6 protein-coding genes are annotated in these 18,497 nt (G+C 57.0%); 3 read left to right on the forward strand and 3 right to left on the reverse strand.

Translation table 11 applies throughout. The features are described 5' to 3' along the window. Nucleotides 1-13: 13 nt before the first annotated feature. The 3 genes from FY034_RS06010 (at nt 14) to FY034_RS06020 (ending at nt 7,290) form a co-directional block, all read left to right on the forward strand. On the forward strand, nt 14-1,738 hold the full coding sequence (locus FY034_RS06010) for a GspE/PulE family protein (RefSeq protein WP_265554454.1): 1,725 nt from the start codon (nt 14-16) through the stop codon (nt 1,736-1,738). Nucleotides 1,739-1,870: 132 nt separating this feature from the next. Next, a complete protein-coding gene (locus tag FY034_RS06015) occupies nt 1,871-6,274 on the forward strand; it encodes an RHS repeat-associated core domain-containing protein (protein ID WP_265554455.1) in 4,404 nt (1,467 codons plus the stop codon). Nucleotides 6,275-6,294: 20 nt separating this feature from the next. After that, complete coding sequence (locus FY034_RS06020) at nt 6,295-7,290, forward strand: InlB B-repeat-containing protein (RefSeq protein ID WP_265554456.1); 996 nt, start codon at nt 6,295-6,297, stop codon at nt 7,288-7,290. A 90-nt stretch (nt 7,291-7,380) separates the two neighbouring features. Here FY034_RS06020 and FY034_RS06025 read toward each other — a convergent pair whose 3' ends face one another. From FY034_RS06025 to FY034_RS19030, 3 genes are all read right to left on the reverse strand, one after another. Next, nucleotides 7,381-10,584: an IPT/TIG domain-containing protein gene (locus tag FY034_RS06025; protein WP_265554457.1), complete on the reverse strand. Its 3,204-nt coding sequence runs from the start codon at nt 10,582-10,584 to the stop codon at nt 7,381-7,383. A 170-nt stretch (nt 10,585-10,754) separates the two neighbouring features. Further along, a complete protein-coding gene (locus FY034_RS06030) occupies nt 10,755-15,170 on the reverse strand; it encodes a carboxypeptidase-like regulatory domain-containing protein (RefSeq protein WP_265554458.1) in 4,416 nt (1,471 codons plus the stop codon). Nucleotides 15,171-15,275: 105 nt separating this feature from the next. Further along, the gene (locus tag FY034_RS19030) at nt 15,276-17,417 is read right to left on the reverse strand and encodes an IPT/TIG domain-containing protein (RefSeq protein WP_416222780.1); all 2,142 of its coding nucleotides are present in this window, start codon (nt 17,415-17,417) and stop codon (nt 15,276-15,278) included. Between the last annotated feature and the right edge of the window lie 1,080 nt (nt 17,418-18,497).

The raw sequence follows: 18,497 nt of genomic DNA on the forward strand, positions 1-18,497 counted from the left end.
GGTCAGGAACAGAATGAACAGTACACAACACAAGAAGCTCAGCCAGATCATGACGGAACTGGATGCCCTGACCTCTGAGGAGATAGATTTGGTCCTGGCACATCAGGCTGCACAGGGGGGCCGTTTTGGAGAGGCTGCCCGGGAGCTTGGCCTGGTGGATGAGACAATGATTGCCAAGGCACTTGCCGCCCAGTTTAGCCTGCCATTTGTTGATCTTGGCAGTTTCAAGGTTGACCAGGCGCTATTCGATACCCTCCCGCCGGATCTGATCTACCGCTATCACTTTGTGCCTCTTGCCCTGGATGACGGTGTGTTGAACATCGCCATTGCCGATCCGACCGATGTCCTGATGCTGGATGAGCTTGAGCTGGTCCTTGACCGTCCGGTCAGTTTTTCTGTTGCCGCCACGCCGGCCATCAATAAACTGCTTAAAGGGGGAGAGGGGACCCGCCGGGTCTTGCGGGATGTCTCTGAGGATTTTTTACTGCAGCTAGTGAAAGAGACCGATAGCGGCGAAGAGGTCCTTTCTCTGGAGAGCCTGTCGTCAGATACCGCCTCCAGCCCGATCGTCAAGTTGATCAATACCACCCTGCTGGATGCCCTGGGCCGCCGTGCCAGCGATATTCATATAGAAACCGGTCATGACGGGGTCACCATCAAATACCGGATTGACGGGGTGCTCTATCAGGCCAATGACCCGATTGACCTCCACTTCCAAAGCCCGATCATCTCCCGTCTCAAGATCATGAGCGAGCTTGATATTTCTGAAAAGCGTATCCCCCAGGATGGCCGTTTCAAGATCCGTTTGGGGGATAAGTCGATTGACTTCCGGGTTTCGATCATGCCCAGCGCCCATGGCGAGGACGCGGTTATCAGGATTCTGGACAAAGAGAGCATTGCCGCAGAGATGAAAGGCCTCAGTCTTGAACATCTCGGCATCCATCCCCGCGAACTGACCCGCATCAGACGCAAGATTCGCGAACCGTACGGCATGGTGCTGGTGACCGGCCCCACCGGTTCAGGTAAGACCACCACCCTGTATGCAGCCTTAACCGAGATCCACACCGGCCTGGACAAGATCATTACCATTGAAGACCCGGTTGAATATCTGCTGAAAGGGGTGCTGCAGATCCCGGTCAATGAGAAAAAGGGACTGACCTTTGCCCGCGGTCTGCGCTCCATCCTGCGTCATGACCCTGACAAGATCATGGTGGGGGAGATCCGCGATCCTGAAACGGCCCAGATTGCGGTACAGTCTGCTCTGACCGGGCACCTGGTCTTTACCACGGTCCATGCCAACAACGTGCTGGATGTAATCGGCCGTTTTACCCACATGGGGCTCGATCCCTACAACTTTGTCTCTTCGCTGAACTGTGTCATTGCGCAACGGCTGGTCCGCAAGGTCTGTAAAGAGTGCCGCCGTCCCGTTGATCTGACGGATCAACAACTACGTGAGGCGGCCATTGATCCTGCCTGGCGTGCCACTGCCACCTTCTATGAGGCAGTCGGCTGTGATGCCTGCAACGGTACCGGCTACCGAGGGCGTTCAGCCATTATTGAGATGCTGGAGATGAACGATGAATTGCGGGATATGATCGTATCCAAGACACCGGCGGTGCGGCTGAAACAGGTTGCCCGCGAGCAGGGTACGGTCTTTCTGCGGGAGGCCGCAGTGGAAAAACTGTGTGCCGGAGATACCACCCTGCAGGAAATCAACCGCGTGACATTTGTGGAATAGGTGGTACACTTTTTTTACCGAATAAGCTTTTTATCTGCAGGATACATGTGACATCTGCCTGACTGCTGGCCGGTAACACCTTCCTCCACCCCTCCTGGCCAGCCTGGGCCGCTGTTAATCAGGAGGTGGTTTATGAACCTTCAGTCCGGCCTGATACCGTTTGCTTCCGGAGTACGTGCCTGCCTCTCAAACTTCCGTTTTTTGTTCCTGCCTCATGTTTTTGTTCTTACCCTGCTGTTTGCCGCTGTCTTGCCGGCATCATCACTTGCCGATGATACCTGCGGCTGGGCCACGGTCCAGAAGTGGAAGGTCAGGATGCATTTGACCCAGATCCTGGATCGCACCGGTCCCTTTGAACAAGGTTCAACGTGCAATTATGATTACACCCTGGGGTTGAACCACATCTCCGATGTTACGGGAGAGTTCATCAACACTGGATCAGGGGGAGCCTATCTGGGCTCCCTGGCAAGCCAGGAAACGGTAAATAACCATCTGGATTTACCGGCATATGGTGACCCGAACTGTCCAATTGGAAGTGTTTATTTTATTCAGACATGTAGTGGTGCCGGTTCTGAGCAGGATGTAAACTTTACCGTTGACCCGGGGATGGGAAAGTACACCATTGCCTTCCCCCATACAGGCATTGACTGCGTTACCCAGTATGTAACAAGTCAAGGCACCTATCCAATAGCTTTTCAGGCTGAAATCAATAGCGTTTTTCTCCCCGCCTGGCCAGGGATGCAGGGCAGGATCCTGGCCGAAATCCCGTCCGATCCGGTTACCACCCTTGAATTTCCGCTGGCCAGCAGTTCGCCGGCGACGATCATCGGTGAGACCAGCTTTCCCCACCAACAGTACCCTGAAATCCCGGTTACCTGGTCCTGGGAACTGACGCCCGACACTGGTGGGGCAGAAAAGGAACTGGGGGCACCCGACGGCATGGGGAAGGGGAGCGGTGGCGATATGGCTCCGGGTACGGGGTACGGTTCTCCAACCTGGACCGTCAATATGGCAAACCTCAATATCTTTGTCACCGACACCCCGCTTTGGTACAAAAGCCCGGTCGGCCCGGCGGTGGAGGTTTCTTTCAGTTATAACTCCAGGGCGGTGACAAACCGGTTTGAACCGGCCGGTCGTAACTGGCAGCTGAACTACGAGAGCTACCTCTCCGCTGATCCGGTGAGCGGCGATGTGACCATCTACATGCCGGACGGACGCCGCGATGTCTATACCTACGATGCAGCCACCGCGAAGTTCACCCCGCCCTACCGGGTGTTCAACGAGTTGAGCATCCTGGCAGGCGACTACCTGCTTACCTTTCCCGACGGCACGGTCTACCTCTACAAGATCCCGTCCGGCCAGTTTATCTGGGCCTTTCTGACCGAGATCCGCGATCCTCACTACCCGACCGACAGCAGAAACAAGCTTACGCTCTATTGGGATCCGCTTCCAAACTCGCCGTGGGGGGGGAAGCTTAACCGGATCACCGATGCCCTGGGACGCTCGACCACCTTCTTCCAGAATGCCGACAACCGGATCTACTCGATACTCGACCCGTTCGGCCGCACTGTTTCACTTACCTACGACAGCTCCGGCAATCTGACCCGCATAACCGACATGGGAGGGTATTCAACGACCTTTACCTACGACGGGTGCGGCACCATCCAGACCCTGACCACCGGGAATAACAAGGTCACGTTTACCTCCGGCTTTAACAGCTTGACCGTCAGTGACTACATGGGTATCGAGACCTTTACGCTCAATCCGGTGACCGGAGCCGCAACGTACCAGGGGGCCAACGCATCCGTCGGTTCCACCTATGGCTACACCAAGACCGCTACACCGGACGGTAACAGTGATATCACCGGCTTCCAGACACCGGAAGGGGTCGGGTTTAACTACAGCTACGACGCCAAGGGGAACCTGCTTACCCAGACCCTGCAGGGGGCCAGTGGTGCCGAGACCTCCACCTTTACCTATAATGCCAAGGGGAAGGTCCTGTCGGTTGTTCCTCCCATCGGTGCCCGTACTGATCTCACCTATGCCGCCAACGGTATTGATCTGTTGACCGTGACCCAGGCCGGGCTCGGTAGCATCACTGCCACCTACAACAGCACCCATGACATCCTGTCGCTCACCGACCGGATGGGGCTCGCGAAGACCTTCACCTTCAATACCTCCGGCCAGGTGACCAGCTCACTCGGAGCCGGTATCCTGACCAGCTTCAGCTACGATGGCAATAACCAGCTGAGTGGCGTTACACGGGCCGGGACAGCAGTTGGCAGCTACGGTTACGACACCATCGGTAGGCTCACCACATATACCGACCAGAACGGCTTTACCCTGCAGCGCAGCTACAACAACCTTGACGACCTGGTCAGCATCAGCTATCCCGACAGTTCATCAGCGGCCTTCATCCGCTCAACAACGGTACCGCACCTGCTCGACAGCATGACTGACCAGGCCGGGCGTACCACCTCCTATTTCTACAACCCCCACAGCCAGCTGCGGGAAATACTCGACCCGATTGGAGGGCGTACCCGCTTCACCTACGATGGGGCTGGCCATGCCAGCCAGCTGACCGACCCCAACGACAACGTTACCTATTTCAGCTACAACAAGGACAACCGGCTCACCCGCAAGCAGTACGCCGATGGCAGCAGCGTGCAGTTTGCCTATCCCTATGGCCGGATGACCTGGTCGAAAAATGCCCGTGGGGCTGAGGCCACCTATACCTACGACCGGAACGGAAACCTGTTGACGGTGTCGTACTCCGACGGTACACCGGGAGTCAGCACTGTCTATGACAGTTACAACCGGCCCGTCACGGTTACCGATGCCCTGGGAAGCCGCACCATCAGCTACGACGCCTCCTCTAGGGTGACCGCCATTGACGGCCCTTGGGCCAATGACACCCTGAGCTTCGGCTATGACAGCCTGGGGCGTAAGACCTCGATAGCACTCCAGCAAGGGCTGACCGCAAGCTACAGCTATGACTCCCTTGACCGGCTGACAGCGGTAACCGGTAACGGCACGACCTACACCTACAGCTATCAGGGGGGAGGAACGCTGCTGCAGCGGCTGGCCCGTTCCGATACCAGCAAGACCGACTACAGCTACGATCCGGTCATGAAACGGCTGCAACAGCTGATTAACTATCTCCCGGCCGGCACCATTCTGAACGGCTACAGCTACAGCTTTGACTCCCTCGGACAGCCAACCGGGGAGACCGTCACCAACGGACCGGCCCTGCAGTTTACGGCCGCAGGAACGGTGGATGCCAGCTATAACAATCTGAATCAGGTTGTGACCTGGGGCGGATCAGCGACAGCAATCAGCTATGATGCCGACGGAAACATGACCAAAGGGCTCACCCCCGATGGCCGGGCGTTCACCGCCACCTACGATGCCGAAAACAGGATGAGCTCGATCCAGTACACCGACGCCGGTGGTGTGGTCAGGCGGCAGGAGCTCACCTACGGCTCCGACGGCTACCTGGGGATTCAGAAGAGTTATGCCAATGGTGCACTGACCGCTGAGCGGCGTTTTGTCTGGGATGCCGGAAAGCTGCTGCAGGAACGTGACGGCAGCAACGCAGTGCTGCGCGACTATCTCTGGGGGATCAATCAGCCGGGTGGTGTGGGGGCACTGCTCTCACTCAAGCAGGGCGGGGCGGCGTATCAGGTGTTTTCCAACCCCCGGGGGGACATCACCACCATCCTGAACAGTTCCGGATCGGTTGTCGCCTCATATGCCTACGATCCGTTTGGTGGAACGCTTGCAACGAGCGGTACCCTCAGCCAGCCGATCCGCTATTCGACCAAGCTGTATGATGAAGGGACCGGGCTCTACTACTACGGTCACCGTTTCTACTCGCCGCAGATGGGGCGTTGGCTCTCTCGCGACCCGCTGGCTGAAATGGCCTCCATCAACCTGTACCGTTTTGCAGCCAACAACCCGCTCACCCACTTTGATCCCTTCGGCGCCGCCGACAACGGCGGTTTCTGGGATCGACCTGAGATTCAGGCTCAACTTCAGGCACAGCGCGAGGCGCAGCAGGCAAAACGTGCGTCTGAAGTTACCACCTTTGAGAAGGTCAAAAGCAGTATTGGATCAGCCTTCAAGTGGATTGGCGACAAGTTCAAAGAACAGCCTGAGATGGCCAGGTCGATCGAGGAGAAGGTGGCCAATACCGCCCTTGAAGCCAACAAATACACCAAGGCAGGCAAGGAGTGGAACGAGCGGATCAACACCGGAATTCAGATGGCTGAGGATTATGGCACCGTAAAGGCCGCCCTCAAGGATGACGATCCCGCCTCAGGCCTGACCCTGATCAAGGTGGGAACGAAATACACCGTTGGCCGTATACCGGGTGTTGGATCGGCATATTCGGAGGTCATAACCAAGGCGGTGGAGACGGTTGAGAACGCGCCGGGCGGGGTTGAGGCAGCCCGCAGGATGCGGGCGACCGGCGGCACCAACAACAGCAACGAAGCAGTCCAGTTGGGGCAGGTTGGTAACGGAGGCGGGCAATGAGTCCGGGAAAGGAGCGCCCTATGAAAAGACTACAACCCACGGCGTTCGTTCTGGTTCTTGCCGGACTGCTTGCGGTGCCGGCTGCCACTCATGCCGTTAACGCCAGCTACCGGTATGACCGCCTGAACCGCCTGACCAGCGTGACCTATGACAACGGCATGTCGATCGCCTACAGCTATGACAAGGCCGGTAACCTGACCAAAATTGCCCGGGGTGTAAGCGGCGCGGATGTCATACCTCCCACGATTACAGCCTTTAGCCTGCCTGCTGAAAACAGCAGCCTTGTCGTGCCGGTCAGCAACTTCAGCGCAACCGATAATGTGGCAGTAACCGGGTACTGCGTCATGGCGACTGATAGCGCTGCCGGATGTTCCTGGAGCTCCAGTCCGCCCGCCAGTTACACCTTTGCCCCTGGAACGGCAAACGGCAGTTATTCCCTCTATGCCTTTGCCAGGGATGCAGCAGGCAACAGCTCTACGTCAATTGCTGTAACAACGCAATTAACCGTGCTCCAACAGCAGTTGTCAGTGACCATTCTGGGGCTGTACGGTGGTGGAGGTTCAGTGACCAGTAGTCCCGCCGGTATCGCCTGCACCAGCGGTACCTGTACCGCAGAGTACGCCAACGGAACTGCCGTTACGCTGATACCTGCAGCGGATACGAGTTCTGCCTTTACTGCCTGGTCAGGTAACTGCACCGGCAGCAGCAACTGTACGGTCAGCATGACTGTGGACCGTAGTGCAACAGCCAGTTTCAGTCTGATTCCGCGGGCCAGGGTGGCAGGTATACCCTACGGCAGTCTTACCAGCGCCTATGCAGCTGTTCCTGCCAGCGGAGTGCTGGAGGCCCAAGCACTGATTTTTGTGGAAGACCTTAGCCTGAACCGTGGCATTCTGTTCTCTCTTACGGGTGGATTTTCCAGTGACTACAGCACGCGCAACGGCTATACCACCCTGCAGGGCAGGCTGACGATCAGTACAGGGACTGCCACTGTCGACCGGTTGATCATTAAGTAGCAGCCGGCACTACAGCCGCTGCTGATACACCAAGCCCCCTTCCGGACTAACCGGAAGGGGGCTTGGTGCTGCTGTGCAAGTAGTAACGTTTTACTTGATGATGATCTGATCCAGGACCAGGGTGCCGTTTTTGATGGTCAGTGGATAGGTGACTGAGGTGAAGTCTGTTGGTAAACGGGTGCTGAAGCCGCTGTCGGTGTAGCCGCCACGCAGTGTCACGGTGGTAGTGGTGCTATCAAAGGTAGCGTCGTTAGTCAGGTCGGGCAGCAGCATCATCCGGGCCAGGATAACGTCGCCGGAGACCGCACTTGTCAGTGCCGATTTAAGGGTGCCGTAGTAGGTATAGCTCGGGTCAGTCCCTTTCCTCAGGTTTTGCTGCAGGGTAAATGCTGCGCTAACGGAACTGTTTCCGGTAATAGTAAGCTTGCAGTAGGATGCGTCGGTCTGAGGAGTACATCCGGTCCAGCTTGCAAAGTTAGAACCGAGGTTTGGCTGTTCGTGCAAGGTAACTTCAGTGTTGTAGGCAACATCTACCGATGGGCAGCTCAATCCACTGTTGCAACTGAGGGTTGTCCCCGCAGTTGCATTGACGGCGCCACTGCCGGTGCCAGTCAGGCTGAGGGTCAGCGGATACAGGGGGGTGAATGGTGATGAGTAGCAAATAGGTCCTCCACCGGCAGCAGTGACACATACGTTACCGGTGGTGGCTCCTGGCGGGACGGTGACATACAGCGTCGTGCTGTTTCCGCCGGTAATGGTGGCAGGATTTCCGTTAAAGGTCACGGTGTTCGTGGCATAACTGTCGTTAAAGTAGGCGCCTGAGATCGTAACTGTGGAACCGATTGCCGCACTCAGCGGGGAAATGTTGGTTACTTGGGGTGCAGGTGGTGGTGTCCCGAAGAGGGCCATTTCCACTACGGAACTGCTGGGTACCTGAACACTTTGCGAGTAGAAGGTCCAGCCTGTTTTGGTGGGCTGGAGGGTAATCAGGGTGCTTTGCTCAACATTGGGAACGGCAATCAGGCCACTGGCGTCGGTGGCTGTGCCGGTAAAGGTCTGGAGTCCGGAGTCATAATACAGCACTGAACCGCCGGGCAGCGCGGTTGCGGTCGCTCCAGAGACCGGTGTAAGGTCGTTCATATTTCTGATGGTGGCCAGAATGATGCCATAGGTGGGTAGTAGCCCCGGCAAATCGGCAGTACTGAACAGGGTGTAAGGGAAGCCGCTCAGATCCATACTGGAACTTAGGCTGAGCGGTGCGTAGACCGGCAGATAGCCGGCCTTGGAGATCTTCAAGCGGAACGGGATGTTACTGCCGGGCAGGCCGGTCAGGGTGAAGCTGCCGTTGGCAGCGGTCGATACGGCAACCGCCGGGTTGCCTTCCAATTCCACTAAGGCACTGCTTACTGCTGTTCCTTGCGCATTAGTGACCATTCCGGTGACGGCAATGGCCTGGACAAGGTTAAATGACATGCTGCTGAGATCAGAGGTGCCGGCCGCGTTGCTTACAGTGATCGAGCCGTTCATGACCCCGGAAGAGGGGACGGTAATGGTCAGCGAGGTCGAACTGCTGGCCACGGCACTGGTCGAGACACCACCGCTAAAGGTGACCGTGTTGACACCGCTGGTGCTGAAGTTAACCCCTTTTAGTGTGATCTGCTGTCCGCCAAGGGCACTGGCGGGGGTAAAGCCGGTTATGGCTGGTTTGTTAGTGGGGATGAATGTAGCCTGGTACTGGGCTGAGTTGCCGTAACGATCCATGACGGAGAGACCCCAATAGTAGGTGGTGTTTGCAGTTAGCGATGTTGCTGACGCATTACCGTCCGCGTTGAACAGGACCGATGTCTGGGTGGACGGGAAGTCGTCAGGGTTCCAGTTTAGCCCATCAGTATTGCCGTTTAGCCAGAGGTTGTAGCTGTACGGGCTGGGGGGCGAACTTGGGGCGGTCCAGCTGAAGGTGGGGGCTGGCGTATAGGCAATATAGCCTTCCGGGGTTACCGGTGTGGGAAAGCTGTTCAGGATGGTGCTGATCGAGGCGGTCAGGCCGGTGTCGCTGCTGCCATCAGCGTAATAGATCGCAAAGGTGTAGGTATTCCCTATTGCTGGCAGGCTGGTCAGGGACCAAGGCCATAACTTAAATTCTCCCCATTGAGTCAGGCCGACATCAGTGTTGTCCGCTATGCCGGGGCCGGATACCTTGACGTTGACCGGACGCTTGAGTTGCCCCTCAACCTTGAACCCGACCCCCAGACTTTCGCCATAGCTGTTCTTGTTGTGACTGGTGTTGACCAATCGAAAGGCGTTCTGGCTGGTGATGGTGATGCCTGTGGGGCCGGACACGGTACCGCTGGCCGGTACGGTGACGGTTGGTGTGGAATACTCGTCGGGTTGATAACTGAGGTCGCCTGCCGAGAAGGTGCCGTCGTTGTTCATGTCGATAAACGTAAAGAAGTTGTAGGTACCGGCAGGGATGTTGCTGAAGGAGTAGCTGTTGGATGCCGTGGGGGAGGGCACCACGGCTACATAAAACTGAGGAATCGCTCCAGCGTAACTGACTAACACAACAGCCAAAGGGCCGGTTGGTGTCACTCCGGAGAGGGCTACGCTACCGCTGACGGTTGCGCCGCCTGTGCGTGGGGTGGGCTGAATCCAGACGGTACTGGGAGCAGGGGTCGTTCCCACATAGGCGGTTACCTTGTAGTAGGTGCTGGCTGTACCGCCGGCATGAAAGAACATGGCACGGTCGCCGGCCTTGACGGTGTGTAGGGTGGCGCCGCTATCGGAGGCGCTGGAGTTGGTCGAGATAACGTAGTAATCGGCAATCGTCAGGCTGGTTGCGTTGTCTTGAGCCCCGTTCCAGAGCAGCATGTTGCCGTTGCTGCCCGGGTAGGCAATGACTTCCATGTTACTGGGAGATACTGGTGGGACGTAGGTAGGGTTTGTGAGGGTAAAGTCTGCGGTCCCGGTGGTTTCGTAGGTTACAGTGGTGACGCTAGCACGCGGGTCGTTGGCATGGGGGTAGCCCATGTCCTGAGTATCCATGAAGGCATGCACGGTGTAGCTCGAGTAGGCTGCCACGCCGTTAATGGTGTAGGTAAGGGTCTGTGCAGGATCAATACTGACCCCGTAGCCGTTATCACTACCGCCATTGTTGGAAAACGCAGTGATAAAGATGCGTTTTGTTTTGCCAGTGGAGTTGGTAATGGTGCCGGTGATGGTTGCTGCCTGGCAGACCACAGTGATACTCAGCAGTACCGTTAGCACGGTTGTTAACAACAGGCTGAACTTTTTCATGACAGGCTCCCTTTTGTCTACTGTATACAATGATACAATAAATACTGAATCGCAGTCAGCCTGTCAACTGCGGGAGCGTGTGATTGTCCTGCATTAGGCTTCTTTTGATAAATAACACCTCTCTCTCTCCCGGAATGCCCCGGAAGAGGGAGAGGCTACAGCTGGGGAGACTACTTTACGATGATCTGATCCAGGATCAGGGTGCCGGCTTGAATAGTCAGTGGCGACGTTATATCAGTGTAGGTCGTGCTTGGTAAGTTGCGTGACGTAAACGCATTATCGTACCCTCCGGCAATTTTAACGGTAACATTGGCCCGATTGTAAGAAAGGCTGGGGGCCTGCAGGCTGTCGTGAGCGCGAACCTCGTTGCCGCTGTTGGCGTCAGTCAATGCCTCAAGAAGGGTGTCGTAATAGCGCGTTAAGGAGTAGTTTAAAAGCGGCTTCAGCGTGAAGGTAGCTATGGCGGTGAGGTTGTCCGTCATGCTGAAGGTGCAGGGTACACTAGTGCAGGCACCGCTCCAGCCGCCGAATGATGACGTTGCACTGGGGGTTGCCAGGAGTGTCACAGAAGCACCATAAGCCACATCTGCAGTGCAGGAAACGCCGGGGCAGTTGAGCGCAGGGCTGATGCCTGCGGTTGACGTTACGGTGCCGCTGCCAACCCCTGAAAGGCTGACGGTCAGGGTTCTGGTTGGCGGCACCACGGTGAAGGTTGGTTGGTTGGTCGCGGTGCCTGCCGCAGTCGTAACCGTGACCGGTCCGGTGCTGGCACCGCCAGGCACGGTCACGCGGATTTCAGCGCTGCTGACAAAGGTGATGCTGGTACTGATGGTGCCGTTAAAGGAGACCGTGGTGGCACCGTTGACAAAGTAGGCGCCAGTGATCGTTACCTCGCTGCCAACTGAACCGCTGGATGTGCTGAGTGAGCTGACAGTCGGTGCATTCGATGGTAGGCTTGCAGGCGTAATAAACCGGCCATAGGTGCCCTCCACCGAGGTAATGCCGCCATTTACCATCGAGACACCATTGTTGATCAGGGCCAGGAATTTTCCGTTGGCAAAGCCTACTCCGCCTACTTGGTTCGTAGAGGCCGTGCTGATGGCAAACTTGCTGCCAGAAAGCGCGCCGCTGGTGGTAATGTACTGACCAAACAGGTTCCAATCTATCGGGTTGGACATATCCACCCAGGTAGCTAGGTAGTTAACGCCGTCAAAGGCCACACTTGTCGGCATCTGCGGGTTAGCCTCGTTAGTGATGGTGATCACCCCGCCAACCTTGTTACCTGATTTGTCTATGCGTTGGCCGAATACGTCCCAGGTATATGTCCCAGCACCACTTACCTCATCATTCCAGACCACCAGGTAGTTGGTGCCATCAAAGGCCACCGTTTTGGGGTTGTCGCTAGGGGCTGTGCTGGCATTTACCGATATCTCTGTCCCCGGTACCCCGCTGGTGCTGACGAATTTCCCTCGAATTTCGGTATCAGCTGAATCTTCGGTCCAAACCACAAAGAAATTGGTACCATCAAAGGCCACGTCACTGGCGTCGCCGTTGCCGGTGCTGATCCTGAATTCTGATCCTACAGTACCGTCCGGGGCGACCAGCCGTCCGGCGATATAGCGATTGTTTGGGTCTCCGCCCACCAGCCGGGTGTAGGTAACCAGGTAGTTGCCGCCACCGAAGGCCATGGTCTTCATGCCGTCAAACCAGACACTCGAACCGCTGATGTCAAAGGGAACGCCGACCTTCGTCCCGGCCTTGCTGATAAACTGGCCGTAGATGCTGAAACGCGCGTCAGAGCTTCCGCCGGGGTCGTCTTCCCAGATCAGCAGGTGGTTGGTGCCATCAAAGGCGCTGTTGGTGGCGATGCCGTTACGACCGGTGGTTATCAAACCGCCTACCTTCTCGCCAGTGGGTGAGATCAGCTGTGCTGCAATGCTGGTGGGTGTGGTGGCATGGTTTTCGACACCCACTAGGTAGTTGCTGCCGTCGTAGGAAAAGAGCATAGCAGCACCGGCCACGGCAATCGGGAACTGATCCGTCATGCGCACAGAGGTTTGCCCCATCTCGTTAGCAAAACCGGCATACATCCGAGATTTTGTGAGGCTGTAGGCCGCCTTGCTGGCGGTGATCATGACATGATCACCTGGCTCGACGTCTTTGACGCAGAACATGCCGGTATCATCAGTGGTCGAACCCGTTGAACAGGTGAGACCGTAGCTGACGGTCAGCGGTGTCTTGTAGAGATAGCTATAGGCGCTGACCACGGCACCGGTTACGTAAGCGCCGGTGGACTCGTTGATCACCCGTGAGCGGATCAGGCCTTTACCAGAAGTGTTCCCATAGAGGCTCTGGATCTGCCCCGTGGTTGGCAACGAGAAGCGATTGAGGTTGCTGGCAGCAATCGAGTCGGCGTAGTTCAGATAAAAGGCCGAGTCCACGGTATCATAACCGCTTGCGGTAATGCGCAGGGCATAGGGAATACCGGTAGGGATGCCGGCCAGATCAAAGTAGCCGCTGGCATTAGTCGTGGTCGCTGGAATCTCAGGTCTGCCGATCACGGATACGCTGGCCCCTGACAGGTAGACCGGTGTAGTGCTCATGTCGCTTACATAAAATTTGTAATCAACTGTAGGAACGAATTCAGTCGTAGAGGCTGCCGAATTGCCACCTGCCACCACCTTAAGTGGACCTGGGTTAGGCATGTTCGTTGAGCATTCCGGTAAATCTACAATTAATTGATCGCTGTTTTGATACGTTGCTGCAACTGCTGATCCATTATTAAAGTAAATCATGTTACTTGATTCGCCATCAATGAACCCGGAGCCATTGATAGTTATGGTACGGCTTACAGCACTACACGCAATGCTGCTGGGACTGACGCTACTGATACTCAGACTACCGGCACTATTGGGGGTGAACTGGCTCCAGCGTGAGGCACGGTTGCCAAAGGCATCAACCATGTAGAGCCCCCACAGATAGGTGGTCCCGTTGGAAAGTGCGCTACCGGTGTAGGCTACCGAGAGGCGGTCAGCCGATTGGCCGGTTTCCCAGAGAGGATCGCCATAGGGACTGCTGGCCAGCTTCAGCTGGAGGTAATAACCGTAGGGTCCGGCCGGCATGCTGCTCAGGTCCGGATTCCAGGCAAAACGGGGGCTGGTGCTGTTGGCCCCGGAGGTGGCACCCACCGGGTAGTTTTGGCTGGGTGGGGTTGGCACTACGCCGCTGACCGCAAGACTGATCGGATCGCTGGTGGTGTTGTCAGTGTAGGTGACCGTGGCCATGTAGCTGTTGCCTACCTGTGGCTGGGTGGCGACAGACTGTGTCAGGTTGAAGTTGCCCCAGGTGGTGAGTCCCATGTCGATGGTTTCAGCAATGCCGGGGCCCGGCTCGATCACGATATGGGCCGGACGCTTGATCTGCTGGTCGGCCCTGAACTGCAGAAAGTAGTTGGTGTTTGGCTCAATCCGCTGGACCTCGGTGGTTACATCGCCCCGCAGGTCGCTACTGGGCTTGATCAGCACCGTCGGAGCTGTCACGTTGGCGCCGTTTACCGTCACCATGGTGGTATGGAAGTCACCGTCATCGGCGTTGACGTCCCCCAGGCTGAAGCGCTTGTCGTTGTTGAGGTCAAGCAAGGCAAACAAGCGGTAGGTGCCGTTTTGCACGTGATTGATCTGCAGTTCTATGCTTCGTTGGGTGGTGTCGGTAATGGCGTACAGGTAGCCATAACCGCCGGTGTCGCTCATCAGGCCCACCAGCATCCCTGCTGCAGGCGGGTTAGAAGGGAAGACAACCCTGGCGGTGACGGTGTAGCCACCGGCCGGAGCGGCAATGGTGGTAAGGGCGCTTACCTGGTTGGCGGTGGTCGCCCCGAGCGTGGCAATCACGTTAAAGTAATAGCTGGTGCCTTGCACCAGACCAGACACTACCTGATGGCCGTCATCCACCGAAGGAATGAGAGGGGTACAGGCGCCGCCGGTATGGGTGGTTGGTGTCGGTACGCTGTTGGTGCCCCAGCAGAGCGTATAACTCTCGGCAATCTCGGTATAGGTGGAGGGATCGCCGCCGACCACATTGAACTTGGGGAGATCCCAGAACACCATGGCAGCCTGATAGATCGTTGGGCTACCAGCGGTAATCGGCACCGCGTTGACGTTTTTGCCGGTCCACCAATCGCCGGCAGCAGGGACCGTGGTTGGTGTAGCAACAGAGAAGAGTGGGACGGTGTAGTTTGAGGTGGTGATTACAAAGGAGTTGCTGCTGCCGAACGGGCTAGCGCCGTAGGGGTGGCCAGCAGCAGCCGTATTGTCACGGGGATCAAGGAAAGCCCGTACCTTGTAGGTCCCGGGAGTTACCCCTCTGATGGAGTAGGGGATGTTGGCCTGGCTGGCGGTAATCCCAGCTATGCTGGTACCAAAGCCGGTCGAGTTGCCGTCGCTGTTTACCAGCATCACGTAGAGGCGGCCGGTTTGGCTGGTGCCGTTGGTGATGGTGCCGGATACCGTGTAGGCTTGGGCAATGCTGGTTAGGCCGAAAAGTAATAGGACCACAAAAGGTAAGACAATTCGTGTCAAGCTGTTCATGGTAATCCCCCCCTTGCAGCTATTGTGCATATAGGTATTAGCCTAGCACTAACAGGGGGCGTGTCAAGCTTCTCACCCTGCGTGCCAGGTGTAGAATCCCTCCTCCTACTTAATCACAATCCGGTCCAGCACCAGGCTGCCAGAAACGATGGTGAACGGCCCCGTAAGGTAGGTGTAGCCGTTTGGGGTTGCCTCTCTGAAGTCAGTATAGCCTCCCAGTAGTTTTACCGACTGGCCGGTATTAAAGGCAATCCCGTTATCCGGCAGCGGGATCGTCCCCAGGGTGACGGCTCGTAGCGTGGGCTGGCTGTTGGTGGCGAAGAAGAGCGCCCGCCAGACCGGGTTGGCTTCGTCATTCAGGTACACGGCTTCGCTTTCCATGTTCTTGAGCAGTCCCAGCAGCCCCAGGTTGGCATCTACTGTTTTAGCGCCGTCCATCAGCACGGCAAAGCCGGTTGGGTTGGTGCTGGTGGTAGCGCCCAGCGTCCATTGCACAAAGCTGGAGTAGGCGTCCGGCGTGGCAGATAGGGTGACGGTGCTGTTGTAGGGGGCGGTAGCATCGCACTTTGCGTCAAAGGAGGCGGCGCAGCTGAAGCTGGCACCACCGCTGCCGGTGATGGTGCCGCGCCCCTGTCCCGGCAGATTGATTGACAAGCCTAGCAGCAGGATGAAGTTGGTTGGACTAGTGGCTGTGCCACCGGCAGTGGTGACCGTAATCGGTCCGCTGGTGACGCCTGTGGGCACCAAGGTGGTTATGCTGGTGTTGTTAACCACCCGTGTGTTTTGGAGAATCCCGTTAAAGTAAACCTTGGTGGTGTTATCCGGGTTGAAGTTGGTGCCATAGATGCTAACAACCGCTCCCACCTCCGCGCTGGCGGGTGTAAATGAGGTAATGGTGGGAGGCAAAACCCAGCCGTAGATCTCGCCATAGCTCAAAGATTCGGCTGCACCTACGGCTATCATGGTTGTATATGCCCAGCTTGGCTTGGTGGCGGTGATGGTCAGCCGGTCGCCGTGGTTGACATTGGGAATCAGGACCATCCCATTGCCATCGGTGGTGGTCCCGCTGGTGCCGGTGTAGTTGTTGGGTGCAACGGCATAGCGAGGTGTGTAGACTGTGCCGCTACTGCTGGTGACATTGATAATGGCGTCAGCTAGTGGAATTTCACTCGCATTTTTTACTTTTAGTAGCACCGCCGCCTTGCCGGGGAGCATACCACTGGCCAGGCTGTTGAGCTGGGTGTAGGTCAGCAGCGGATAGGGTGATGGGGCGGTAAAGTTATCGGTCAGAGTGAGCTGCGCGGTATAGGTGGGTTGGTAGCCGGTCTTGCTGATTCTCAGGCTGAATGGTGTGTTGTTTGGCAGTAGACTTATTGTGAAGGAACCAAGATCCTTTGATGCGTCTCTTGTGGCGCTGTTTATTGGCGGATTGCCTACCATGGCAACCAGTGCTTCAGCAAGTTTGGTGCCTGCTGCATCCTGTACATAACCTTCGACTTTTACGGCAGCTCCATTACCCAGTGGGGCACCATAGTAAAGGCCCCAGTTAAATGAGCCGTTGTCTGTAGTGACGACGGGGTAGAGGTAGCTATTAGTTTCGTTAAACGGGGTTGGCACCGTGGCGGTAATCTGGGTGGCACTGGAAACAGTCACTGTCAGATCAGTGCTGCCAATTCTGACGTTGGTGGGACTGGCCAGGTTGAAGCCGTTGATATTCAGGGTTGTGCCAGCCACCACCGAGGCCGGCCATATCCCGGTGATCACCGGTGCGCTGGGGTGGGCAGCAAAGATGGCCTGGTAGCTGATGGTATCGCCGGAGCTGTTCTGGGCCTCGGCGTTCCAGAGGTAATAGGTGCTGGCACTGGTGAGTGACCAGCCGTCAGTATGCAGCGGGTCACTGTAAAAGCTTACGCTTAAGCCCTGCACCTCCAACAATGGGCTATGGGTGAAGTAGGGGTAAGCCTGCAGATTGTATGACCAGCTGGCTCCGCTCGGGGACTTGGGGACTGCCCAGGTGAAGGTGGGTTCTCCAGAGGCTGGATAGGTTACACCAAACAGCGGTGCAGAGGGGGAGGGCGGACTCTGCAGCGGGGAGCTGGTGCCCGTAAGCGTAATGTCGTCATAACCGGAGGCATAGTAGACTCGCACAGTATAGCTGTCACTGGTAGCCAGCGTCAGTAGATTGCCGATGTCCAGCTGGTAGGCACCGTTTTCGTACCACAGCCCCATATCGGCCGGTACGTCCATACGGGAACCGGCAAGAACCTGGGCGTTAATCGGCGCCAGCAGGTTGGGGGAGATACTCAGGAGGTAGCCGTAGTTTTCACCGGAACCGGTTGAGCCGGGTTCTCCATACAGGCCATGGGTGGTCGCCACACTGAAGGCGGCGTTGCCGGTGCGCAAGGGCTGGGTGCCGGCGTCAGGCGAGTTGTTGTTGACGGTTACGGTCACTACACTTTCGTTGGCCATTCGCAGGTCGCCGGCATCATCTATACCATTGGGGGCGCTGACATAGTTATCACCGGACAGGATCTTGTTGATATCCATGAAGGCATAGATGCGGTAGCTGGAGTAGTCGGCCACATCACGGATAGTAAAAGCCTGTGAGTTGGCGGCCGGGTTGGTGATAGCCACAAAGTGGGGAGATAGATTGGGGTCGACCGGCATGGCCATCACGTAGAGTGTGCCAAGCGGTTCCTGGCTGGTGTCATCGCCATAGCCGCTATAGCTGATGGTACCGGTTATGCTGCGTGTGTTGCTTAGGCTTTGAGCCTGCACCCAGTCAGAGGGTGGTGCCGTGCTGCCGCTTAGTTGGGCGGTGATGCGGTACCAGAACGTGCTGGTAGTGGCGTGCAGCCAGCGGCCGGCATCGCTGGCCGGGATGGTCGTGCTGCCCGCGATAGCTCCATTATTGTCCGCGCTCCACTCAATCAGGTAGCTGGTGGGTACGATCAGACCAGCCAGCGATGTCTGGATGTTCCACCTAAGCAGGGTGACATTGTTGTCGGTGGCGCCACGCAGTGCCGGATTAAGCGTTATAAAGCTGGGGGGCGCAAGACCGGCCAGGACCGGGTCGCTAATGGTGAGGGTCGTGCCGCCGGGGTAGCTGGCCGTGCCGTCAGAGGAGATATCTACCCGTAGCCCGCCGGTGCTGCTGGTGTAGTTGGCCGAGACCGGGTCGTTGGCATGGCGGATGCCGGTGCTGCTAACATCGCGGAAGGCCCGCAGGTAGTAGGCGCCAGGCTGCAGTCCCCGCAGCGTGAAGCTGCCCGGCGCAGCGATACTGACCCCCAGGTTTTGCAGGTTGGGTCGGTTGCTACTACTACC

This window comes from Trichlorobacter lovleyi (assembly GCF_015239775.1).
Taxonomy (GTDB): domain Bacteria; phylum Desulfobacterota; class Desulfuromonadia; order Geobacterales; family Pseudopelobacteraceae; genus Trichlorobacter; species Trichlorobacter lovleyi_B.

Coding starts and splice junctions, on each gene's coding strand:
- FY034_RS06010 (WP_265554454.1), top strand. CDS start 14: ATGAACAGTACACAACACAAGAAGCTCAGCCAGATCATGACGGAACTG.
- FY034_RS06015 (WP_265554455.1), top strand. CDS start 1,871: ATGAACCTTCAGTCCGGCCTGATACCGTTTGCTTCCGGAGTACGTGCC.
- FY034_RS06020 (WP_265554456.1), top strand. CDS start 6,295: ATGAAAAGACTACAACCCACGGCGTTCGTTCTGGTTCTTGCCGGACTG.
- FY034_RS06025 (WP_265554457.1), bottom strand. CDS start 10,584: ATGAAAAAGTTCAGCCTGTTGTTAACAACCGTGCTAACGGTACTGCTG.
- FY034_RS06030 (WP_265554458.1), bottom strand. CDS start 15,170: ATGAACAGCTTGACACGAATTGTCTTACCTTTTGTGGTCCTATTACTT.
- FY034_RS19030 (WP_416222780.1), bottom strand. CDS start 17,417: ATGGACGTACCGGCCGATATGGGGCTGTGGTACGAAAACGGTGCCTAC.